Origin of the sequence: Massilia terrae (assembly GCF_024753145.1) — a bacterium.
GTDB lineage: Bacteria > Pseudomonadota > Gammaproteobacteria > Burkholderiales > Burkholderiaceae_D > Telluria > Telluria terrae.
In genome coordinates, this window is record NZ_JANUGU010000006.1 from 33,262 (window position 1) to 55,029 (window position 21,768).

At 59.2% G+C, this 21,768-nt stretch carries 22 protein-coding genes; 10 read left to right on the forward strand and 12 right to left on the reverse strand.

Translation table 11 applies throughout. The annotated features are described in order from the left end of the window. The first annotated feature begins 8 nt into the window (after positions 1 to 8). The 3 genes from NX778_RS16870 (at position 9) to NX778_RS16880 (ending at position 1,106) form a co-directional block, all read left to right on the forward strand. Entirely contained in the window at positions 9 to 491 is a 483-nt protein-coding gene (locus NX778_RS16870) for an SRPBCC family protein (RefSeq protein WP_258812942.1), read from the forward strand. Next, positions 484 to 822: an ArsR/SmtB family transcription factor gene (locus NX778_RS16875; RefSeq protein WP_258812943.1), complete on the forward strand. Its 339-nt coding sequence runs from the start codon at positions 484 to 486 to the stop codon at positions 820 to 822. Before NX778_RS16870 ends, NX778_RS16875 begins: the two co-directional genes overlap by 8 nt. A 62-nt stretch (positions 823 to 884) precedes the next feature. Next, positions 885 to 1,106: a ChaB family protein gene (locus NX778_RS16880; RefSeq protein WP_258812944.1), complete on the forward strand. Its 222-nt coding sequence runs from the start codon at positions 885 to 887 to the stop codon at positions 1,104 to 1,106. A 1-nt stretch (position 1,107) separates the two neighbouring features. On the opposite strand, the gene NX778_RS16885 is transcribed toward NX778_RS16880, so the two are convergent. From NX778_RS16885 to NX778_RS16900, 4 genes are all read right to left on the reverse strand, one after another. Beyond that, positions 1,108 to 1,368: a YfhL family 4Fe-4S dicluster ferredoxin gene (locus tag NX778_RS16885; protein ID WP_258812945.1), complete on the reverse strand. Its 261-nt coding sequence runs from the start codon at positions 1,366 to 1,368 to the stop codon at positions 1,108 to 1,110. Between the two features lie 15 nt (positions 1,369 to 1,383). Then, positions 1,384 to 1,887 (reverse strand): pantetheine-phosphate adenylyltransferase, encoded by a 504-nt coding sequence (gene coaD / locus NX778_RS16890; protein ID WP_258812946.1) that lies wholly within the window; start codon positions 1,885 to 1,887, stop codon positions 1,384 to 1,386. 110 nt (positions 1,888 to 1,997) lie between these two features. Next, positions 1,998 to 2,684, reverse strand: coding sequence for a 16S rRNA (guanine(966)-N(2))-methyltransferase RsmD (gene rsmD, locus NX778_RS16895; protein WP_370661344.1), 687 nt, complete (start codon positions 2,682 to 2,684; stop codon positions 1,998 to 2,000). 286 nt (positions 2,685 to 2,970) lie between these two features. Beyond that, the gene (locus NX778_RS16900; RefSeq protein WP_258812947.1) at positions 2,971 to 3,819 is read right to left on the reverse strand and encodes a DUF6279 family lipoprotein; all 849 of its coding nucleotides are present in this window, start codon (positions 3,817 to 3,819) and stop codon (positions 2,971 to 2,973) included. Between the two features lie 71 nt (positions 3,820 to 3,890). Here NX778_RS16900 and glmU point away from each other — a divergent pair, with 71 nt between their 5' ends. Next, positions 3,891 to 5,267, forward strand: coding sequence for a bifunctional UDP-N-acetylglucosamine diphosphorylase/glucosamine-1-phosphate N-acetyltransferase GlmU (glmU, locus tag NX778_RS16905; protein WP_258812948.1), 1,377 nt, complete (start codon positions 3,891 to 3,893; stop codon positions 5,265 to 5,267). Between the two features lie 145 nt (positions 5,268 to 5,412). Here the strand turns inward: glmU and NX778_RS16910 are convergent, their stop codons facing one another. The 3 genes from NX778_RS16910 to NX778_RS16920 form a co-directional block, all read right to left on the reverse strand. Next, the gene (locus NX778_RS16910) at positions 5,413 to 6,258 is read right to left on the reverse strand and encodes an ABC transporter permease (protein ID WP_258812949.1); all 846 of its coding nucleotides are present in this window, start codon (positions 6,256 to 6,258) and stop codon (positions 5,413 to 5,415) included. Further along, positions 6,255 to 6,974 carry an ABC transporter ATP-binding protein gene (locus NX778_RS16915; RefSeq protein WP_258812950.1) on the reverse strand — a complete coding sequence of 240 codons (720 nt, stop codon included), beginning with the start codon at positions 6,972 to 6,974 and terminating at the stop codon, positions 6,255 to 6,257. The genes NX778_RS16910 and NX778_RS16915 overlap by 4 nt, the downstream gene beginning before the upstream one ends. Positions 6,975 to 7,055: 81 nt before the next feature. Continuing rightward, on the reverse strand, positions 7,056 to 7,529 hold the full coding sequence (locus tag NX778_RS16920) for an Lrp/AsnC family transcriptional regulator (RefSeq protein WP_258812951.1): 474 nt from the start codon (positions 7,527 to 7,529) through the stop codon (positions 7,056 to 7,058). A gap of 159 nt (positions 7,530 to 7,688) precedes the next feature. Between NX778_RS16920 and glmS the strand changes: the two genes are divergently transcribed. Beyond that, complete coding sequence (gene glmS, locus NX778_RS16925) at positions 7,689 to 9,518, forward strand: glutamine--fructose-6-phosphate transaminase (isomerizing) (protein ID WP_258812952.1); 1,830 nt, start codon at positions 7,689 to 7,691, stop codon at positions 9,516 to 9,518. Between the two features lie 323 nt (positions 9,519 to 9,841). Here the strand turns inward: glmS and NX778_RS16930 are convergent, their stop codons facing one another. After that, complete coding sequence (locus NX778_RS16930) at positions 9,842 to 11,278, reverse strand: Shedu immune nuclease family protein (protein WP_258812953.1); 1,437 nt, start codon at positions 11,276 to 11,278, stop codon at positions 9,842 to 9,844. A gap of 176 nt (positions 11,279 to 11,454) precedes the next feature. Here NX778_RS16930 and NX778_RS16935 point away from each other — a divergent pair, with 176 nt between their 5' ends. Continuing rightward, the gene (locus tag NX778_RS16935) at positions 11,455 to 11,784 is read left to right on the forward strand and encodes a hypothetical protein (RefSeq protein WP_258812954.1); all 330 of its coding nucleotides are present in this window, start codon (positions 11,455 to 11,457) and stop codon (positions 11,782 to 11,784) included. Between the two features lie 38 nt (positions 11,785 to 11,822). Here NX778_RS16935 and NX778_RS16940 read toward each other — a convergent pair whose 3' ends face one another. From NX778_RS16940 to NX778_RS16950, 3 genes are read right to left on the reverse strand one after another with little or no spacing between them, the layout of a single operon-like run. Beyond that, positions 11,823 to 12,269 (reverse strand): T6SS effector amidase Tae4 family protein, encoded by a 447-nt coding sequence (locus tag NX778_RS16940; RefSeq protein WP_258812955.1) that lies wholly within the window; start codon positions 12,267 to 12,269, stop codon positions 11,823 to 11,825. 28 nt (positions 12,270 to 12,297) lie between these two features. Further along, positions 12,298 to 12,768 carry a hypothetical protein gene (locus NX778_RS16945; RefSeq protein WP_258812956.1) on the reverse strand — a complete coding sequence of 157 codons (471 nt, stop codon included), beginning with the start codon at positions 12,766 to 12,768 and terminating at the stop codon, positions 12,298 to 12,300. Between the two features lie 3 nt (positions 12,769 to 12,771). Beyond that, entirely contained in the window at positions 12,772 to 13,269 is a 498-nt protein-coding gene (locus NX778_RS16950) for an Hcp family type VI secretion system effector (protein ID WP_258812957.1), read from the reverse strand. Between the two features lie 259 nt (positions 13,270 to 13,528). On the opposite strand from NX778_RS16950, the gene NX778_RS16955 reads away from it, so the two are divergent. The 4 genes from NX778_RS16955 to NX778_RS16970 all read left to right on the forward strand — a co-directional run bounded on the left by NX778_RS16955 (position 13,529) and on the right by NX778_RS16970 (position 19,874). After that, the gene (locus tag NX778_RS16955; protein WP_258812958.1) at positions 13,529 to 14,389 is read left to right on the forward strand and encodes a TnsA endonuclease N-terminal domain-containing protein; all 861 of its coding nucleotides are present in this window, start codon (positions 13,529 to 13,531) and stop codon (positions 14,387 to 14,389) included. Between the two features lie 2 nt (positions 14,390 to 14,391). Continuing rightward, a complete protein-coding gene (locus NX778_RS16960) occupies positions 14,392 to 16,584 on the forward strand; it encodes a TnsB C-terminal domain-containing protein (RefSeq protein ID WP_258812959.1) in 2,193 nt (730 codons plus the stop codon). A 65-nt stretch (positions 16,585 to 16,649) separates the two neighbouring features. Further along, a complete protein-coding gene (locus NX778_RS16965) occupies positions 16,650 to 18,059 on the forward strand; it encodes an ATP-binding protein (RefSeq protein WP_258812960.1) in 1,410 nt (469 codons plus the stop codon). 15 nt (positions 18,060 to 18,074) lie between these two features. Further along, complete coding sequence (locus NX778_RS16970; RefSeq protein WP_258812961.1) at positions 18,075 to 19,874, forward strand: TnsD family Tn7-like transposition protein; 1,800 nt, start codon at positions 18,075 to 18,077, stop codon at positions 19,872 to 19,874. A gap of 91 nt (positions 19,875 to 19,965) precedes the next feature. Here the strand turns inward: NX778_RS16970 and NX778_RS16975 are convergent, their stop codons facing one another. After that, entirely contained in the window at positions 19,966 to 21,678 is a 1,713-nt protein-coding gene (locus NX778_RS16975) for a TnsD family Tn7-like transposition protein (protein ID WP_258812962.1), read from the reverse strand. Positions 21,679 to 21,768 lie beyond the last annotated feature (90 nt).

Below are 21,768 nucleotides of genomic sequence, written 5' to 3' on the forward strand. Positions count from 1 at the left end.
GACCGGTCATGAGCAAGGAAGAGCAAGTCATTTCGCAAACGGATCGCATCGAGCGCAGCATCGTCATCAACGCCCCGCGCGAGCGCGTCTGGCGCGCGATCGCGGACGCGGAAGAATTCGGCACCTGGTTCGGCGTTAACCTGCAGGGGCTCCGCCGCTTCGAGCCGGGCCAGAAGGCGCGCGGCAACATCACCCACCCCGGCTACGAGCACGTCGTGTTCGAGGCCGTCATCGACCGCGTCGAGCCGCCGACCCTGCTGTCCTACCTCTGGCACCCCTACGCGGTCGAGCAGAACGTCGACTATTCGAAGGAAGAGCCGACCCTCGTCACCTTCACGCTGGCTGAGGCGCCCGGCAACGGCACCTTGCTCACCGTGGTCGAGTCCGGCTTCGACAAGGTGCCGCCGCAGCGCCGCGAGGAAGCGTTCCGCATGAACAGCCGCGGCTGGGAAGCGCAGTTGCAAAACATCGTGCGCCACCTCCATGGCTGACAAGGACCTGCAGCCCAGCGAGGCGCTGGCCGGCGTGTTCGCGGCGCTGGGCGACGTCACCCGGCTCAAGCTGATCGCGGTGCTGGCGGCCGGCGGCGCGTTTTCCATCACCCACCTGACCGCCAACACGGAGGTGAGCCGCCAGGCCGTGACCAAGCACCTGCACACGCTGGCCGAGGCCGGCGTGGTGCGCGATGTCAAGGTCGGGCGCGAACGGCTGTGGCAGATCGAGCCGGAGCGCATCGACGAGGCGCGCCGTTCGCTGGAGGCGATCGGGCAGGCGTGGGAACGGGCGCTGGGACGGCTCAAGGCCTTCGCCGAATCGACCTGACATGGGTGCGCCATGGTGTGCGGCGATGCCGCACACTATGGCGTCATTCGGGAGGTTTGGAGATGCCGTACAAATCGATAGCGGACTTGCCGGACAGTGTGCGTGGCGTGCTGCCCAGCCACGCGCAGGAGATCTTCAAGGACGCCTTCAACAGCGCCTACGATGACTATGCGGAGCGCGGGCCGGAAGGGCGCGAGGTCACCGCCTTCAAGGTCGGCTGGGCCGCGGTCAAGCACAAGTACCACAAGAACGAAAAAACCGGAAAGTGGGACCTGAACGACTAGCTCAGGCCTTGGCTTTTTCCTGCGTCAGGCGCTCGTATTTGGCCTGCAGCTCTTCGCGCGTCTCGCGCCATTCCGGGTTGAACGGAATGCACGCGACCGGGCACAGCGCCACGCATTGCGGCTCATCGTGGTGGCCGACGCATTCGGTGCACTTGTGCGGATCGATGATGTAGTGCTCTTCGCCCATCGAAATGGCGTCGTTCGGGCACTCGGGTTCGCAGACGTCGCAGTTAATGCATTCGTCGGTAATCAATAAAGCCATGGCACTGCTGAAAGCTCAGGTTTTCGGCGCCGCTGCCTGGTTGGCTGCGAGTTTCTTGTGCAGCCAGCGCTCCACCGAAGGGAAAACGAATTTGGACACGTCGCCGCCCAGCTGGGCGATCTCGCGCACGATGGTGCCCGAAATAAACTGGTACTGGTCGGACGGGGTCAGGAACATGGTTTCGACGTCGGGCAGCAGATAGCGGTTCATGCCCGCCATCTGGAACTCGTATTCGAAGTCGGACACCGCGCGCAGGCCGCGCACGATCACGCGCGCGTCATGCTGGCGCACGAAATCCTTGAGCAGGCCGGAAAAGCTCTCGACCTTGACGTTCGGATAGTGGCCAAGCACCTCGTTGGCGATCTCCAGGCGCTCGGCGAGCGAGAAGAACGGCCGCTTGTTCTTGCTGTCCGCGACACCGACCACCAGCGTGTCGAACAGACCTGATGCGCGGCGCACCAAATCTTCGTGACCGCGGGTGAGCGGATCGAAGGTTCCGGGATAGACGGCTACAACCATTGCGGCTCCTGCGGGCAAAAAGAGGCGTTCAGAACGCGCATTATGCCTGAAAACACGGCAGTCGCCCTATGCGGGGGCTCCCTCCGCACAGGAAATGGGCGTCTTTTTTGTCATGACGCGCTATTTTTGTGCAACTGCAACAACTGGTAGTGAACCATGCCGGCTTTATCGCTGCGTATGCAGTCCCAGCCGTCCAGCCATTCGGGACGTTGCAGCACGCCGAAAGGCAGGGGCAAGCCGGATTCGGCGTACACCAGGCCGCCCTCTTTCAGCAGCCCTTTGCACAGGGGGAGTGCCTGGCTCAGGAACTCCTGCTGGTAGGGTGGGTCCAAGAAGATGAGGTCATAGCGCTGGCCGCGCAGGGCCAAGTCGCGCGCGCTGCTGATGGCGTCGGCGCGCAGCAGGCGGATGTTGTCGGCTTTCAGTTTGCTCTTGTTTTGCTCGAGCTGGCGGATCACCGCGGGATGGCTGTCGACCATCGTCACGGATGCCGCGCCACGGCTGGCGGCTTCGAAGCCAAGGGCGCCGCTGCCGGCGAACAGGTCGAGGCAGTCGAGCTGGTCCCAGTCGGCGTCGACCAGGTGCTTAATCCAGTTGAACACGGTTTCGCGCACCCGGTCCGGCGTCGGGCGCAGGCCGAGCGCGTCCAGCACGGGCAGCGGCGTCCGCTTCCACATGCCGCCGATGATGCGGACTTGCTGCGGCGGAGGGGAACGGTGCTGGGGGCGTTTGGCTGGCTTGGTTTGCATGGCGCGGACTATAACATGCCGGTAGAGGGGAATCAGCCGCCATCCCATGAACAATCCGAACGTCGTCCCCGCGAAGGCGGGGACCCATGGAACCGAAGTGCAGTCGTATCGCCTTTAAAGCACCAACCTCAACTAGCCGCGTCGTCCCGGCGAAGGCCAGGATCAATGCTCCCGGCATTGATCCTCCATGCTGAGCTAACGTGCCTGCGGCGTAAGCTCTCGACAGCGCACGCGTTCTATGGGTCCCAGCCTGCGCTGGGACGACGGTTTTGAGGGTAACAATTTACCTGTTGTATGACGGGCTAAAGTCAGTGAGCGCTCTCGACGCTAACGACTAGCGATTGTTGGCCAAGGTATTAAAGTCATTAATCCATCCCTGCATCCGCTTCTGCGCATGCGCCTTCTGCTCCGGCGTCGCGATGCGGACCGCGGTCAGGATAAATCTCGAGGTGCTGTCGATATACGCATCGAAGAACAGCTTCCGGTCCGGCGCGTCGAAGCGGTCGAAGAAATCCCGCAGCAGGTCGTGGATCGCCGCCATGGCCTGCTCCTTGTTCAGCTTCTCCTGCTGCACCCGCCGCAGCAGCGCCAGGATCTTCTGCTGCCGCATCTTGCGCTCCTGCAGCCAGATCTCGTTGTCCAGCGGCCTCTCATCCGATGCCTTGCGCAGGATCGCTTTCTGCTCCGACGAGAACGATCCGAACCACAGGTCGAACTGGTCCATCGCCTTCTCGAAGCGCACCTTGTGCTGCTTGTCCACATCCCCGCTCATGAACTTCTTGCGGAAATCCTCATTGTTGCGGTTGAACTTTTTTTCGATCTGGGCAATCTGATCCGGCTTGATCGAGCGCGCCAGGTCGGCCAGGTCCGGCAGGGCCTTGAACGCCAGCAGCTCGGTGCGGGCCTTGATGTCGCGGTAGTCGGTCAGCAGGTCGGCCTGCGTCGGATTGCCCGCCAACTGGCGCTGCATGGTCGTCAGCACGCCCGCGTAATCGCGCAGCTGGGTCTGGCGGTGCCACTGGAACAGGCGGTCGATGTCCTGCTTGACCCAGCCCGTCTGGTCGCTGTCGAGATCGATGTAGGTGTTCAGCCACCAGTACAGCAGCGTGTCCCCATGGTTGTAGGTGAACCGGACCGTGCTGCAAGCGGCCACGAGCGCGACCAGGCCAAGCAGGAACAGCATTCGTACGCGGTTTAAAAAAAGCTGCGTGTTAAACTTTTTCATCTTTTCAACTTCACGAATACACACGGCTTATGAACGTAGTCATCCTCGCCGCTGGCATGGGAAAGCGGATGCAGTCCGCGCTGCCGAAGGTCTTGCATCCGCTGGCGGGAAAGCCGCTATTGCAGCATGTGATTGAAACGGCACGGAGCCTTGCCCCGGGCAAATTATGCGTGATTTACGGGCATGGCGGCGCAGCGGTGCCTGAGGCCGTCGGCCGATGGTCCGAATCGATGCAGCTTGGCATCGATACCGCCCTGCAGGAGCCGCAACTGGGGACGGGCCACGCCGTGATGCAGGCGCTGCCCAAGCTGGACGAGGGCGCCCCGACCCTGGTGCTGTACGGCGACGTGCCGCTGACCACGGCTGCCTCGCTGCGCAAGCTGGTGGACGCGGCCGGCAAGGACAAGCTGGGTATTCTCACCGTCGAGTTCTCCAATCCCTTCGGCCTGGGCCGCATCGTGCGTGAAAACGGCCGTATCGTGCGCATCGTCGAGGAAAAGGATGCCACCGACGCCGAGCGCGCGATCCGCGAGATCAACAGCGGCATCATGGCGATCCCGACCGGCCACCTGAAAAAGTGGCTGGACGCACTGTCCAACAATAACGCCCAAGGCGAGTACTACCTGACCGACATCGTGGCCCAGGCCGTGGCCGATGGCGTCGAGGTGGTCTCGGCCCAGCCGTCCGCCGAGTGGGAAGTGGCGGGCGTCAACAGCAAGGTCCAGCTGGCCGAGCTGGAGCGCCGCCACCAGCTGAACGTGGCCAGCAGCCTGCTGGAAAAAGGTGTGACCCTGATGGACCCGGCCCGGATCGATGTACGTGGCGAGCTGGTCTGCGGCCGCGACGTCACGATCGACGTCGGCTGCGTGTTCGAAGGCCGTGTCGAGCTGGCCGATGGCGTGACAGTAGGCGCTCACTCCGTACTGGTGGACACCAAGGTCGGGGCCGGCGCGCAGATCAAGCCCTTCTGCCATCTCGAGGATGCGGTAGTGGGCGGCAAATCACTCATCGGTCCGTACGCGCGGCTGCGTCCGGGCACGGAGCTGGCCGAGGACGTCCACGTGGGCAATTTCGTGGAGATCAAGAACAGCAAGGTGGCGGCGCACAGCAAGGCCAATCACCTGGCGTACGTGGGCGATGCCGATGTCGGCTCGCGCGTGAACATCGGCGCCGGCACCATTACCTGCAATTACGACGGCGCGAACAAGTTCCGTACCACGATCGAGGATGACGCCTTCATCGGCAGCGATACCCAGCTGGTGGCGCCGGTGACCGTGGGCAAAGGTGCGACGCTGGGAGCAGGCACGACGCTGACCAAGGATGCGCCGGCGGGCAAGCTGACCATTTCGCGCCCGAAGCAGATGACCATTGAGGGGTGGCAGCGGCCCGTGAAAGTGAAGAAGTAAGCATACTCGGCATGGGGCCCCGCCTGCGCGGGAACGACAGTTTTAAAACCGTCGTTCCCGGCACTGCCGGAAACGACTCCCCGCGCAGGCGGGGACCCATAGACAATGTGGGCCGTCGTAAAGCTGCCTTGTGGCCGCAAAACGCTCAAACCTCACACTCCCGCAACCCCGCCGTCACCTCCACCCCCGCCGCCTTCAGCGCCGGCCTCAACGCCGCCGCACCCACCACACTCATCACAGCCAACAAAGCCAGGAGCACCCTCCCCGGCTCCAGCTCGATCGCCACCCCCGCACTCCCCAGCCACGAGCACTGCCCAATCGCCCAGTGCCCAAACGAGCCGATTCCCCCCGCCAGCACGATCGCTCCCAGCCCCACCATCAGCGCCTCGGCCATCACATGCGCCACCAGCCCGCCCCTGGGCAGCCCGAACGCCCGCAATACCGCCAGCTCCCGCCTGCGCTCCACGCAATTGACGGTCGCCACCGCAAACGTGATCGCTCCCGCCAGCACCAGCATCGCCAGCACGGCCGCCGCCAGCTCGGCATTCACCGCATCGCGGAGCGCCACATAATGCCCAGACAAACTCTCCCCGCGCCGCACCTCCGCATGCAGTCCGGCATCCCTCAGCCTGGCCGCAAGCTGGTCCAACGCCCGCTCCGCACCCTCCGGCCGGGCCAGGTAGGCCGCGAAGCGCTGCCGTTCCCCTGTCGGACCGGTGCGCGGCACCACCAGCGTGACGCCCGGGGTAGCCGCCGCAAGCCGGCGCACGGCCTCGGCATCCGTACCGAAGCCGCCGCCGAGCGGCAAGACCGCAAGATGCCCATATCCTTGCTCGAACGCCGCCTGCTGCTCGACCCGCTGCAGCTGCATGCGCCGGCTGCCGGCGAACAGGTCCAGCGCACACAGCAGCAGCGCGATCGCCACCAGCGGACCCATGGTGCGGGGACGCAAGCAGATCAGGTTGCGCAAGGCGAGCTGGACGGCGTTCATGCGCGCAGGGCCCGGCGGGGCGTGTCGGCGGGGACGCTGAGCAGGCGGCCTTCGCTCAGTTGCAGGGTGCGCGAGGCGCGCAGCAGCTGGCGCTGGTCGCGCGTCGCCATGATGAACGTGGTGCCGTGCTCGCGCTGGCAAGCGCTGAACAGGTCGGCCACCATCCGTTCGCTGCCGCTGTCCAGGCGCGATGCGGGCTCGTCGGCCACCACCAGCGCCGGACGCAGCACCAGCGCGCGGGCGATCGCCACCCGCTGGCGCTGGCTGGCATCGAGCTCGTCCGGATGCTTGTGCAGCTGGACGGCCAGCCCCAGCCGGGCCAGCAGTTCAGGCGCGAATTCGATCGCGCTGCGGTCCACGTGCGGGCCCAGCAGCACCGGCAGCAGCGTGTTCTCCAGCGCCGTCAGCGCCGGCAGCAGGGCCGGATGCTGGAACACGATGCCGATGTGTTCGCTGCGCAGGCGCTGGCGCTGCCGCTCGGTCAGGGTGCAGGTGTCGACGCCCTGCACATAGATGCGCCCGGCGCTCGGCAGGTCGAGCAAGCCCAGCAGGTTGACCAGGGCCGTATTGCCGTGGCCGGAAGGACCGCACACAGCCACCATCTCGCCCGCTTCGACGCACAGGTCGATGTCGTACAGCGCATGGACCACCTTGTCGCCGGCGCCATATCGCCGGTGCACTTTCACCATGCGCAGAAGCGCGTTTTGCTCATCCACGTCCGCCTCGCTCGCTTGTTTTACTGTTGCCAGTAAATATCCAATCCGAACGGGCGTGGTTGATGTTGCTCAGTGGAAATTTTAGAGCGGGATGCGCGTTTCGAATTTGCTGCGGAAGGTCGAGAAATAGGCGCGCACGTTGCGCACATTGGCGTGGGTCGCGAACAATCGATGCGCCAGCTCATGATAGGCCGGCATGTCCCGTACCTGCAGCACGAGCACGAAATCCGGCCCGGGCGCGGTGCGGTAGCACTGCAGCACGGCGGCCTCGTCCGCGACCAGCTTCTCGAACGCGTCCATGCGCTCGGCCGCCTGCACGTCCAGCGTGATCTCGACGATGGCGGTGATCCCGGCGCCCACCTTGGCCGGGTCGAGGATGGCCACCTGGCGCTGGATCACGCCGCTGTCGGTCAGCTGCTTGACGCGGCGCAGGCAGGTCGGCGGCGAAACGTGCACCCGTTCGGCCAGTTCGGCATTGGTGAGCGACGAATCGGCCTGGAGTGTGGTCAGGAGGCGACGATCGAGGTCGTCCAGAGGATGATGAATCTCGGGCATGTTTGAAATAATCGTTCAGTTAGCGCGTTCATTTGAAAGAATATTTCGTCCAACGAAACGCATGAAATAATCTATCAAAAATAGCCGCGCACTGAAAGCATATTTCATCGCGCCTGCTCTACATTGGAGGCCGTAAGGAATTCAACGGGAGAGCGAATCATGTGCGGCATCGTCGGAGCAGTAGCGCAACGCAACATTACACCAATTCTTCTTGAGGGATTGAAACGCCTGGAATACCGCGGCTACGACTCCTGCGGCGTCGCGCTGCACATCGATGGCCGCCTGCGCCGCTCGCGCAGCACCTCGCGCGTGGCCGACCTCGAGTCTCAGGTCAAGAGCGCCGAGCTGGCCGGCTTCACCGGCATCGCCCACACCCGCTGGGCCACCCACGGCGCCCCGGCCTCGCACAATGCCCACCCGCACTTCTCCCCGAGCGAAGAATCGGCCCGCATCGCCCTGGTCCACAACGGCATCATCGAAAACCACGACGAGCTGCGCGCCGAACTGACCGGGCTCGGCTACGTTTTCCAGAGCCAGACCGACACCGAAGTGATCGCTCACGTGGTCGACCACATGTACAACGGCGACCTGTTCGACACCGTGCAGCAAGCCGTCAAGCGCCTGCACGGCGCCTACGCGATCGCCGTGTTCTGCCGCGACGAGCCGCACCGCGTGGTCGCCGCGCGCCAGGGCTCGCCGCTGGTGGTCGGCGTCGGCAACGGCGAAAACTTCGTCGCCTCGGACGCGATGGCGCTGGCCGGCACCACCGACCAGATCATCTACCTGGAAGAAGGCGACGTGGTCGACCTGCAACTGTCGCGCTACTGGATCGTCGACGCCGACGGCCGCCCGGTCCAGCGCGAAGTGAAGACCGTGCACGCCCACACCGGCGCGGCCGAGCTCGGCCCCTACCGCCACTTCATGCAGAAGGAAATCTTCGAGCAGCCGCGCGCCATCGGCGACACCCTGGACGGCGTCACCGCCATCATGCCCGAGCTGTTCGGCGACGGCGCCTACAAGGTGTTCAAGCAGATCGACCGCGTGCTGATCCTGGCCTGCGGCACCAGCTACTACGCCGGCCTGACCGCCAAATACTGGATCGAATCGGTGGCGCAGGTGCCGGTCAACGTCGAGATCGCGAGCGAATACCGCTACCGCACCAGCGTGCCCAACCCCAACACCCTGGTCGTGACCATCTCGCAAAGCGGCGAAACGGCCGACACCCTGGCCGCGCTCAAGCACGCGCGCAGCCTCGGCATGCACCACACGCTCACCATCTGCAACGTCGCCACCAGCGCCATGGTGCGCGAATGCCAGCTGGCCTACATCACCCGCGCCGGCATCGAAGTGGGCGTCGCCTCGACCAAGGCCTTCACCACCCAGCTGGCCGGCCTGTTCCTGCTGACCCTGGCGCTGGCGCAAGTCAACGGCCGCCTCGACGATGAACAAGAAGCCATGTACCTGAAGCAAATGCGCCACCTGCCGGTCGCGCTCGGCTCGGTGCTGGCGCTGGAGCCCCAGATCATCGCCTGGGCGGAAGAATTCGCGCGCAAGGAAAACGCCCTGTTCCTGGGCCGCGGCCTGCACTACCCGATCGCGCTCGAAGGCGCGCTCAAGCTCAAGGAAATCTCCTACATCCATGCCGAAGCCTACCCGGCAGGCGAGCTGAAGCACGGCCCGCTGGCGCTGGTGACCGAGGAAATGCCGGTGGTGACGATCGCGCCGAATGACGCGCTGCTGGAAAAGCTCAAATCCAATATGCAGGAAGTGCGCGCCCGCGGCGGCCAGCTGTATGTGTTCGCCGACGTCGACTCGCGCATCACCTCGAGCGACGGCGTGCATGTGATCCGCCTGCCTGAGCACTACGGCCTGCTGTCGCCGATCCTGCACGTGGCGGCGTTGCAGCTGCTGGCCTATCACACGGCGCTGGCGCGTGGGACGGATGTGGACAAGCCGCGCAACCTGGCCAAGTCCGTTACCGTCGAGTAAAGGCGACGCGTCCTGCTTATGTCAGGTGTGGAGCGATAATAAAGTTCGCCACAAGATAATAAAGTCTGCCACGCGGATAATAAAGTTTGCCACAGCTTGCTGCAGGCTCCAGTAAGGCAGTGCAGGAAGCTGTGGTCGGGGCGCACGAGCCGCCTAACGCCGGCCTATGCGGTTTCGGAAGACACGGTGCGCAGCCGTAGAGCACGTAACCAAGTTTTCGTCGCCACCGAGCGCAGGACCTGGAAAAAATGGTCACTCTATGGGCACGTTATCGCTGGACGATCTGCTGGCCCAAGCAGGCGTTCGAACGGTGTTATAAGTCGTCAGAACAAATCTGGTTCCGGCTTCGGAGCCAATTGCTTCTCCAAGAGCTCAAGCTTTGCTAGAAGTTCGTCAAAGGTAATGATCTCAACATCCTTGCAGGCGTTTCGGAAAACCTCAAAGCTGCGTAGTTTCTTTGAATCACTGGGCAGGCGACCTGCAACGACTACGCACCTGATGACATCGGCTCCAGACAGGTTCAGGGCCGGGTTGTCATTCTTATGCGTATACCAGCGTTGTCTAAGCTCGCTCTGTTGAAACAACACTTGGGTCACTGCGCCGGAAAGGTCAGAATGGGGACCAAATACCTCCTCGCCGCGATACGCTGTGCCTCGTAGCAAGTAAGTCTCCGGCGTTTTTATTTCAACAATGGCGAGTGCTTGCCCATATTCCTTGAACAGGAAATCGCCGATCTGAGCGCCGGCACCGGTCAAAGTAGAGCCCTTTGCATGGAATTGGGTGCGAGTTAGTTCAACGGGACGCGCAAATGCCAGACTTAAGACGAACTTGTTCTGCTCAAAGAATGCCTGCCAATGTAGTTCGGTAACTTTAGTGTCGAGCTTCGCCCTGAATGCCTCGATCATCTTTGCGAGCGTCACGCGTTCAATCTCTGTATGCAACTTCATCAGCTCTTGGGGAGTCTCCATTACTAACTCACCGAGGTGCCTGCGCACTGCCTTCACATTGGACTGACGCTCTGCACGCTCTCGAGCTAATGCCTGCTTCGAACCCTCACGTCTTACTTCGACTAAGGGTGGACCCGCGCGCACGATTCGCTGAAATCGCTCGGGATCAAGCCTTGTGAGCACATCGTCGTGCACCACACCATGCTTTGTTTCCCGAATCAATTTACGGCCATTCTTCGTGATCCGATCAAAGGCGCGGCGCAGCTTGTCGACTTCCTCAGTGCCAATCGAAACCACCCCGTCTTCAGTGTACATTCCCGGATCTCGGCTGATCACGAGGATATCTCTGTCTTTAATCCGCGACAGGCCTTGCCACACTGGATCAAGGTTCCGGCTCAAACCGAGACCATAGCGGGGAGGGTCAAAAAGGCGCCAGGCCAGGCGCAATTCGATGCGCTCCGCCGCAGCATCCGCATCATCCACCAATTCATCGCCGAAATTGTCGACATAGATGACCGTGGTGAAACCCCCATTCTTGGGTTTCAGGTAGCGTTGGGCGTGCGGATTGGCATGGATCGGCCTCATGATGATACGGTTGCGAAGGATAGTCGCTAGCAGCGGCCATTCTTCCTCTGGCATTGCATGCCAAACACGAGCCCGAGCGTTGGAAAGAGTATACGTTCGGAGGAAGAGCTTACGTGCCGGCTCGGCGCCCACGGTCCCAGCTTCCAGACGAAAACTGGCTTGCATCACCTCGTCATCGCTAAACGTCTGCGGCGCGACCGCAGCGCCGCTACCTCTTTCACTTTCCATTTGGTAGCCCTTCTTGGAGTTATTATCTTGGATGGCGGATAATCAAGCGTGCGTGACCATCCTCGCTCTACGTCATCCTCAGATCGTACGGCGGATGTTGATCGCATGGCAAGAGGGGTTTGTGACTGTACTGAAGCGGGGAGGATCCTCGCGTGAGAAAAAGCATGGGAGCCGACATGAGCAAGTCGAATGTTCAGCGAACAAGCCGCGGCGGACATGAGTGGCAGAGGTACACGTCGCCGTGCGATCCGGGCGTGAATTACGAAATCGAACATAATCACACCGACTACTGGGTTATTTTGGGTGGAAAAACCGTCGCTGCAGCAAGGTTTCCGAGCGAAGTTGGCAATGAACCGGGCTGGCGTTTCACTCATGAGAAAGCGATCGAGATGATCGAGGCCTTCTACCGTGGTGAGCACAGTTTGGCTCATGGCCCAGAAATGATCGACCACTGCATCGCCAACGGACTCTTATGGCGCGACCTTCTCAATAAAAACGTTCGCTGATGACGTCGCGGGCCTATCGGCAGCTACGACCCGGCGGTTTAGTCGCACTCCCAGAACCAACATTCTACTGATTGCATATAGCAGTATCCCTCACATAGCAGGCGGTACTTCCAGTGGGGCGCAACCAGGTCGATGTGCCCCTGATTGTCAAATGGCCCCCATAGCTGATAAAAGCTGATCACGCCATTCCGCTGGCCGATGTTGTCGAAAGCCAGCGCCGCGCCGAATTTCTCCGGCTCGCCCCACTCCTTCGCCAGCCATTCGCTAAGCCGCTTCTGACTGGCGTCGATGGTCCGGCCGGCGTATTTCCCGGCCATGACCGTTGTTTTACCGCTGGTGATGGAGGGGATGCCCGCCCCGAGCAGCGCCAAGCTGACGCGGATAGCGCACGTGTTATGCCACCGCGGGTCCTGTAGCTTCTCCTCGTGCCCGATCCACTTGTATAGCTCATCGGTCGAGACGTTTGCGGGATCTGGGTAGTGCATGTGTAGCAGCGTAAAAGGCGGTCTCGGTCTAGTCACAGCATCCCTCCGGCGGGCAAGCCCATGGCCCTTGAAAAATTCGAATGAGCACGGCAGACGCTCGGTCGTTGAGGGTGTGGCCGGGAGGCGGCGGCGCGCGCAGGCCGGCAACGACCGTGGCCCGCAAGGCAGCCGGCGACGGCTTTCGGGCCGGATTGCGTCTGAGGTCGTGGTAGTCCATGTAGCAGAAGTCCTTGCCCACTGCCGTGTCGAAGACACCCATCACATAGCGTGTGCCGGCATCGATCGCCGCCTGGCGATCGTGAGCGCGGGCCGGCGGGTCGAGGAGCTGGAGCAACTGAGCGACCGTCATCCACGGCGTGGGAGGACGCACGGCGGGCGGGATCGGCGTGACGCCGTCAATGATAGGCGGGTGCTCGTCGGGCGGGGCTGGAGGTTGCAGCGGTAGCTGCGCGTAGCTTGTCGCGGCGACAAGGGAGAGCGAAAGGGCCAGTCGCCTCATGGGTCAGGTCGCCACAGTGTTCTTCGCCAGGTCCCAGCCGCCGGCCGTGTTGCCGCCAGAGCCGCCACCAATCTGCTGCTGGGTGTACTTGTACCTGACCTCGGAGAACTTGAGGCCAATGCCTTCCTGGAGAATGTGGCCGCCGCCCCCTGCGATGCTTGGGCTGACCTGACACACCAATACGTTTTTCAGCTCCATGCGGAAGTAGCAGATTGGAGTCCCGTTTCCGTCAGCGCGCATGAACTCGAAAACTGCCTTTGGGATAGTCTTCCCCATCGCGCAGTATTGAGCCAGGATCGGTGATGAGAGGTCAGCCAGCTTGATGAAACTTACCTCGCTCATGTTGACTCGTTCAGCAGTGTGGCCGCCGGCGGTCGATGATGTCGCGCTCCTCGGCTGCACTATGTTCCAGTGGACGCCCATGCACTCGATCCAGCCTTTGTGCTTGTCGTCTTGCGATTCACCCTTGATGCCGTCGATTTGCAGGTACACGTCGATCATGGCTAGCCTCGTACAGTTATCGGTAGTAGAGCAGCCATTCTGGCTCTGCATGGACAAGGGCGAGTTGGCGGCGCGCAAGATGCGTTCGGCTACAGATACTTATCGCTGCAAAGCACCTCCGCTTCCGCAGAAATAGCGAACGAACTCCTTTGCTGAGCATCTAACAGACGAGTAAGATACCGGCCTTCGCCGCCCGCGGCAGTGATTGCCTTGGAGGAAAAAAACTTCGAGCTTCCGCGCTGATTTACAGAGGAAAAGTATGAGAAAGAGGCGCTTCAAGACCCAAGCTGACATCGACAACTATGTCCGTCAAGGCTACGGTCAAGGCGAGGGAGCCAGTTACATGCCGTGGATCCGAGTTCAAGATGTGTCTTCGCGGGGCAAGTCCAGGGAGACCCGCGGTATCAAGACGGGGCGGATCTACCATACATTGTCAAACCTCGAGTACGGTTACCTATTGCTGCTTGAGTTCTCAGACGAAGTGGTGGACATCCGTGAGCAGTTCCCGGTCTTCCCCACCGCTACAACGAAACGTATCGCTGCCGAACTAGGGATTCGTTATCCCGTCTACAAGCACACACAAGTTCCGTATGTAATGACTGCAGATTTCTTGGTCACTCTTAGAAATCCTGACGGGACGCAGCGCCTGGGGATCCGAACTTGCAAGTATGAGGAAGAGCTTCTTCCGCAACCTGAGTTAGCTCGTACGATTGAAAAGCTTGAGCTTGAGAAGGCTATCTGGCGGGCCAACGGTCACTCGGATTGGAAGCTTGTGACGGACCGAGTCATTACCAATACTCTCGTTGACAATCTCGACTGGATTCACAAACGCGCCGTCATCGCGCGCGAGCTTCAACAGCCTGAACTGCAAAAGCGCTTTCTTGATGGTCTTGATTATTTCGACGGGACCGATCGAACCTTATCGTCGGTCCTTCGAACTATTGGGAAGGGGATCCATGTCCAATACACAGATGCGGTTTCTATGTTTAAGAATTTAGTGTGGAACAAAGTCATTACTCTCGATATTGCGAACACGCGTCTTGACCTATCGGAGACGCTACCAACACTTCGGTTGAACGCGCATTCGACAGCAGTGCATCTTGAACGTACGGCAGCCTAACCATGATTGCGATCAATGACGTCTTCGAATCGCTAACGGAATCTGCACCCTTCGAACGCCCCGCGCGCGTCCTTTGGATCAGTTGTGCAGATGATTTCGTAACAATGATGACAATAGAGGAGCCGCCTGCCCCACCCTGGCACATGCCGCTCTCAGAACTAAAGGGGGCAGTTGCGTCCGGGAATGTCCGACCTACAAAGGTCCGCACGTCTTCGTTCATGCTTCAGTCGGAGGACGAGCTAAGCTCAGAACAGAAAACCATTCGGCAGAAAAACTGGGACCGTATCAGGCCGCTTATAGAGACTTCTTTCGCAGGCGAGATTTACTATCCCCATGCAATGGGGCGACTAGTCGCGGCCCATTCCAAGGCTACCGGCTTGGACCGAAAGTCCATCTACCGGCTCCTCTATCGCTACTGGCTTCACGGGGCGACGCAAAACGCCTTCCTTCCAAAATATGAAAACTCGGGTGCATCCGGCCAGCCACGTGTTTTCGTTAAAGGCAAGTTGCCTGGCCGCCCTCCCAAGTACCTCGGCGAGCTCTCAGACACCAGGGCAAAAATCTTAACGGACGAAGACAAGCAGATCATCAAAATTGGTTACGCGCTGTATCGGGATAACAAGACAAAGACGATAACTGATGCGTATACGAAGACGCTTAACAGGTTCTATCGAGTCGAGCACCCCTCGCCCGATGGGACTGACGACGACACGCGGTTGAAGCCCGCCGGTGAACTCCCGAACATTGTGCAGTTTAAGTATTGGGGCAAGAAGGCTTACGACGAGATCTCCGTCTTGCGCGGGCGGAGCGGCGATAGAAGGTGGGCGATGAACCATAGACCACTTGTTGGGCGGGCTCACGACCGATTACATGGTCCATGCCATAGATACGAGATTGATGCCACGATTGCCGACATCTATCTTGTTAGCCGATACAACCGGGAATGGCTGATTGGCCGCCCGGTTGTGTATGTTGTCGTCGACGTATTTTCTCGAATGATCGTCGGGGTGTACGTGGGCTTGGAAGGCCCGAGCTGGAACGGCGCCCGGCATGCTCTCTTCAACGCGTTCAGTGACAAGGTCGCGTTTTGCGCGCGTCACGGGATTACGATTACCGAAGAGGAATGGCCGTGCCATCATCTTCCTCAAGAATTGGTTGCAGACCGCGGCGAGATGCTAGGAAGCGCCGCAACCGGCATCGTCACGGGTCTTAACATTAATCTCGCGATCATGCCTCCATTTCGACCGGACTGGAAATCTATTGTTGAGTCCAAGTTCAGGTTGTTGAACCAATTAACCCAGGTTCACTGGACGCCAGGTGGCGTTAGAACCCGGATGAAGGAACGGGGGGAGCGCGACTATCGCCTCGACGCCACGTTGGACATGGAAAAGTTCACTCGAATCTTGCTCAAGAGTGTTCTTCACTATAACCAGCACAGCCGCGCCCCAGGCCGCTTAAGCAAGGCGATGATTAGCGAAAATATTCCTTCCACGCCTCTCGGCATATGGAACTGGGGAATCGAGCAAGGCATGGGCGAGCCGAACGTCCAGTCGGATGACGCTGTCTACTTGCATCTGCTGCCGCGCGAACGGGCCACATTGCAGGCCAGAGGAATTACTTTCAAGGGCATGCACTACCTCAACCCATTGGATCCGGATGGAATGACCGCTGCTCACGCCCGTGCCTTCGGGCGCCGTGCGATCGATGTCTGGTATGAGCCAGGCACGGTCGATTACATATGGATACAGGCACCTGACAAGTCCTTGGTTAGATGCATGTTGCACAGCACAGAGGGACGGTATCGAAATCGCCGCCTCGAAGAGGTGCTCGATATGCTTGAAATAACCAAGCAGACCGAAGCAGTCGCTCACTACGCGGACTTGAACAGTAAGGTTCAGTTGGACGAGTTTGTTGAGACTACGATTGCGACCGCAGCGGCGGAGAAAAAGGAAAGTCAGGTGAAGCGTTCTAATGCGGCGCGCATCGCCGACATCCGGGCAAACCGGGCACTAGAACGGGAAGCGGAAAGGGTCATCGCTGCGAAACGCTCGCCTGTAGCTACTTCTCGTCCAGAACTCAGCGATCGTCCAGCGCGCTCGACCGATGGGAGTGCGAAAACATACGCGGGTGAGCGTAGCGGTGAAGTTATCGATTTGCTGAGCAGGCTGCATGAAAGAGGGGGACTGGCGAAATGACTTCGGCGGCCAGAATTGAGGCTAAATATACAGAATCGCCGGTTGCAGAGTATTGCGGAAACCCGTTGATCGAAGCAATGCCTGCCATTCTCTCGGAAGCCGAGGCTGCGGTCAGGATCGGCATGTACCCGCCGCTGCCCGAGTCAGAGCGCGACTTGCCGGGAGAGGTGCGTCTGCACTGCACCAACCGCTTAACTCACCTAATCCAACCCCTGGCGATTCATCTGGAACTTGAGAGCTCTATCTCGTCAATCCTGCGTAGCGGCTACGTGGGACGTAATCCAATGGACGGGATTACGTGGCAGCATTTGCATGCGTTGTCTGCTCAAAGAACACCGGCGCCCAAGTTCAATTCTACAGCGTCCACGTTTAGCCTCGTCGGCCTCAGCGGCATTGGCAAGAGCACGGCGCTTGACGCCGTTCTGCGGCTCTACCCTCAGGTGCTCGCACATCGCGAGTACCAAGGGCGCGAGTTCATACATACGCAAATCGTCTGGCTGAAGCTTGAGTGTCCATTTGATGGATCGCTTTCCGGTCTCTGCCACGCTTTTTTTCAGGCAGTCGATAAAGCGACGGGCGAAGATCGTTACGCAAAACGCTATCGTGGAAAGGGCGGTGTTCAAGAACTGATTCAAAGGATGCAACAGATTGCGAGCACCTACTTCATCGGTGGACTGTTTATCGATGAACTTCAACATCTCCGCACAGCGAAGACTGGTGGGAAGGACAATATGTTGAATTTCTTCGTTAATCTTATAAACAACATCGGCATCCCCGTCGTGTTTATTGGCACGAATTCGATGATTGGTCTGTTTTCAACGGTCTTTCGGAACGCGCGAAGAGCCTCAGGCCTTGGCCTGCTACACTTCGAGCAACCAGATGAAGAGGACTCCTCTTGGGCGTTGTTGGTGAAAGCTGTGTGGCGTTATCAGTGGGTGAGGCAAGTTGAACCGTTGTCCCCTGCAATAACCGCTCTTTTGTATGATCTTACTCAAGGGGTGACCGATTTTCTAACAAAGCTAATGATTCTTGGGCAGCGATATGCGATCCAGTCTGGCAAAGAACGGCTCGACGCGACCGTGTTCAAGCATGTCGCTGCGACGAAGATGAAGTTACTACAGCCAGCACTTGCAGCTCTTCGTAGCCGTGATCCAGTACGGATGGCAAAATTTGAGGACCTGCTTCCTCCCGACGACAAACTTGCCGCAATGATGAATGACGACGAGATGGTTTATTTGGGACGATTAGCGTTGCTTGAAGGGCTCCAGGGCAAGGCCGAATCGAAGGACCAAGAAAGCAGTGTGGAAGTGGCGAACCCTCCCGTGTCGATCGTGTCACAGCAAGCATCTCGAGCGACCGTTGTCACTATATCGTCGACGATCGCAGAGGTCGCAGATCCTGTACAGGTCCTAAAGGACGCGAGCTGGCTGCTGGAGGATCCGTTTGAATTTACTCCTGCATATCGGGCCGCGTGATAAGGGAGCAAGTTCATGCTCCCCTTCTTCCCCGCCGCGTATGACGATGAGTCCCTCTACAGCCTGATGGCTAGATACCATCGCCTTTCTGGCAACCCTGATGACAGGCAATCACTCGGGGATCTCGTTGCGACGCATACGCACGTTATCACGTCCCACTTGCCCAGCTCGATCAGCATGCTTGCCTCGTCGCTCCCCCCGGGCACGAAGACTGCGGAGCAATTAATTGTTGAGCATACCCTTTTTCCCTATTTCGCGAGTTTTCTGTCTCTCCAGGGGAAAGCTGCGGTAATGGCCGCAATGCTGGGGGATAATTCCGGTGGGCTGAAGATGCGCATCGGCCTGGTAGCGAGCCGGATTGGCTGTCATAACACCTACCGGTATTGTGGCGCATGCCTGCACGAAGAATCGGAACGAGAACAAGCGTATTGGCACCGAGCCCATCAGTTGCCGGGGGTTTGGCTATGCCCGCGTCATGCTCTTCCACTATGGGAGGTGGATCCCAGCTTTGTCGCGCTGAAACGTCACCGGCTTTTGCTTCCTGACTCAGATGCTGTTCAACACAACTCCAAGCTAATCGTAATCGCGGCAACACAGGTTCGTGATTTGGTCGCCCTAGCTAGGTTAAATGCCGACGCCCTACGCTTTGCCAACCTGGACGATGCGCCCACACCCTGGAATCGTACCTACCGAAATCTCTCACAGAAGATAGATCTCATCAGATCGAATGGCCGAATCGACGTACAGGAGTTGGAGCGATACTTGGCAAGCCGTGCGGCATTGTTGCCACATGCCGGCGAGTTCCGGTTTTTACATCACGGCGACGTCCTCCAGTGGGTACTTCGCCTGATGCGAAAACCGAGGCCGCGTGCGACACATCCTTTCAAGCATATGCTCCTTCTTTATTGGCTAGGGGGGTGTTGGAAGGATTTGGTCACGCACGACTTTCACCGTTCTGTAGCTGACACGGCAGATCTGCCCCTCCAAGCCCCTCATGACAAGGCTGATAGGCTCGATACAGCCACACTTCGGAGCCTTATTGTCGACAACGGATATACGCTAAGCAGATGTGCCAGTGAGCTAGGCTTGAGTACAACAACAGTGCGTGTCGAGGCGGCTCGCCTCGAACTTCCAGTTAAGGCTAAGCCCAAGAAGTTGACGCGTGCTTTGGTCGATAAAATCGAAGAGTCTTTGAGGGCTGGAGATCCAGTGGCGAGCGTGGCTGTGAAACATAACGTCTCTATTGCTTCGGCTTATCGGATACTGAGAATGCGTGCGGAGATGGCCTCTGCCCGGAGCTCCGACGCGAAGGAGCGAGAGAAGTCGCTGCGACGCGCGCGGTTTCTGAACGACTCGGAAACAACGGCCACCAGAAAATGTGCAGATTATTCGTGGCTTCGCCGGAATGATCGGAAATGGCTGGACGCGCATCTTGCGACTAAAAGAGACCGTCACGGATCAGTTACCGAGCGCGTGAACTGGGCTAATAGGGACGAAGTCTACGCCTTGGCTGTACAGGCATGTGCAGAACGTCTTCGGCTCTTGGATGGGAAGCCTATTTGGGTTAGCCGCGCAGCGATCGGGCGATTACTCAAAAGTGCAAAGGTTTTTGAACGTTACGCAGAGTCGCTGCCGAAGACGCACGACGCATTGGCGAAGCACGCTGAGTCGTTTGAGCAATGGCAACAGCGTAGGCTACAGTGGGCTAAACGTGCACTCGCACTCGAACACGTGCCGCTTGTGCGCTGGAGGATATTACGTCAAGCCGGAATCAGACAGCTCGCCAAAGCAGTGCAGCTGGAGGACGAACATTAGATCGTTTGCGGGCATCGGCGATGATCGAAGTAAAAAAATATGTCGGTGGATTGCACTCTCAACTGAACTCGCGACTCTTTGCGTTTTCGCCTCAGGTGTCAAGTATATTTCGGCTACGTCTGTGCGTGGCGCGATAGCCCCGGCCCCCGATAGGTGCGCTATCCATTAGCTCCGAAGGGCCGCGCCATGTACGCCCAATCCCAGCCTTTGCAAGTTCATCGGCCACCTGGAATTTTTTCGCTGCCAATGCCTCGCAATCCCAGCGGGCGAAGTGGAGGATTTGGACCACCGCGTTGTAGCCCACGCGAGAGAAGGGTGCGATGTTCCCTGCAGTCAGGGACATATCGAGCCGCTTTAGCTCAGAAATTGCCCACAGTATTCGCCGGGCCCGAAAACACCAAGTCGATTCTCGGCACTGTGAAATTCGAGAGTATAAGAGTGGATACTGCTCCTCTTCTTCGGCTGACCAACCCATACGTTTCGGTAACGCGTTGAACATTTTCTCCATCGTTATAAGCGACGGCTTTCCCGGTTGCTTGAACAGTCGCGACGCGAATTGTTCGACAATGTCCGCGTACTCCTTGTCCCTCTGTGCGCGCTCTTTCTCCAAGCTATAGGCCATCGTGCGGTCTTCTGCTTTAGCGCCGCTAACGATCTTTTTCAACCATGTCCTATCATTGTCAAACAACCAAGCGGTAGTGCGGTAATTCTTCTTCCATAGTTTTTCCATTGAGACCTTTGGATCACGACGTAGCTCGTCGAGCACACGCTTTCGATGCTGATCGCGTAGCTCGATGTCGTCGCTCTCGCCTTCCGGGACCTTAATCTCGTGCTGCTTTTCGCCACCTGCTTCTGTGGCCGCAATGGCTGCAGCGAACTCTGCAGGTCTCCCAAACAGATGCATCCCAAGCAACATATGGCGGGTGATTGGCAGGTCCAAGCCAGAATCTAGGAAGGTAAAGCGGAGCCACCAGCGGATCCTATTTGATGAGTAGGCCGGGTCGACCAAGCGAATGAAGTCCTCGCCGCATGTCTCGATCATCGACTGTGTGAACGCGGCAACCGCCGGCAGGGTTTTCCGCACGAACCCGCGCTTTCTTATGCGGTCGCGATACACGGTTGCGAGCGTACTTGGCCTAATCGGTGGAATTTCGGCAGTGAGCATCTCGTACGTGAACTTGGCGAATCGGTGCTCGAGTTCAAAGTGCGGCTTCTTTCCCGTCATCTCTCGTAAGCCTTCTTTGCACTCGCATGCAACCCACGGCATTTTTAGGAGCTTCGTAAGCCGTTGAAACGGTCGCTCACAATGCGGACAACTGCTGATCGTCAGTTCGTTATGCTTGCAACAGGTCGTGACACCTGGAATCTGATGAGCACGGTGCCAGTAGGCGACCCCATGCCTTTCTTCATCTTCGCGAACGCAAGAGAGGCAGAGTTTGGCGTCGCCGCTCATCCCGACGACGTGGCTCGGCATGTGGTTAATCTGGACTTCCTCAGCAGATACGCTGGGCCTGAACTTCTCGCCAGAGTCTACGCGCCCAAGAAACGGCCGGAAGAGCGGGAAGAGAGTGTTCTGGTTAATGATTGATTGGAGATTCGCCGTTTGCGAGCCAGGCAAACGAGCTGCCAGCACGTCGGTGAATGGCGGAACGACCCGACTGAGGATGAACGGTTTTTGGCTGAATAATTCATCGAACGTCTGCTGATCTGTTCTGTTCCCTCGAAGGAGGTGATATCTAGAAACTCGCGAAAACAATGTTTCGTCAGGGAGGCTTGCTGGGAAAAACGGCAGTGGATGATGCATGTATTCGATGAGACACGTCAGGAGAGCCGGCCAGCAGCGCCTCGCCAAGAAGCTTTCGTTGGGCGAACAGGTCAGCGGGCAGCATGATAC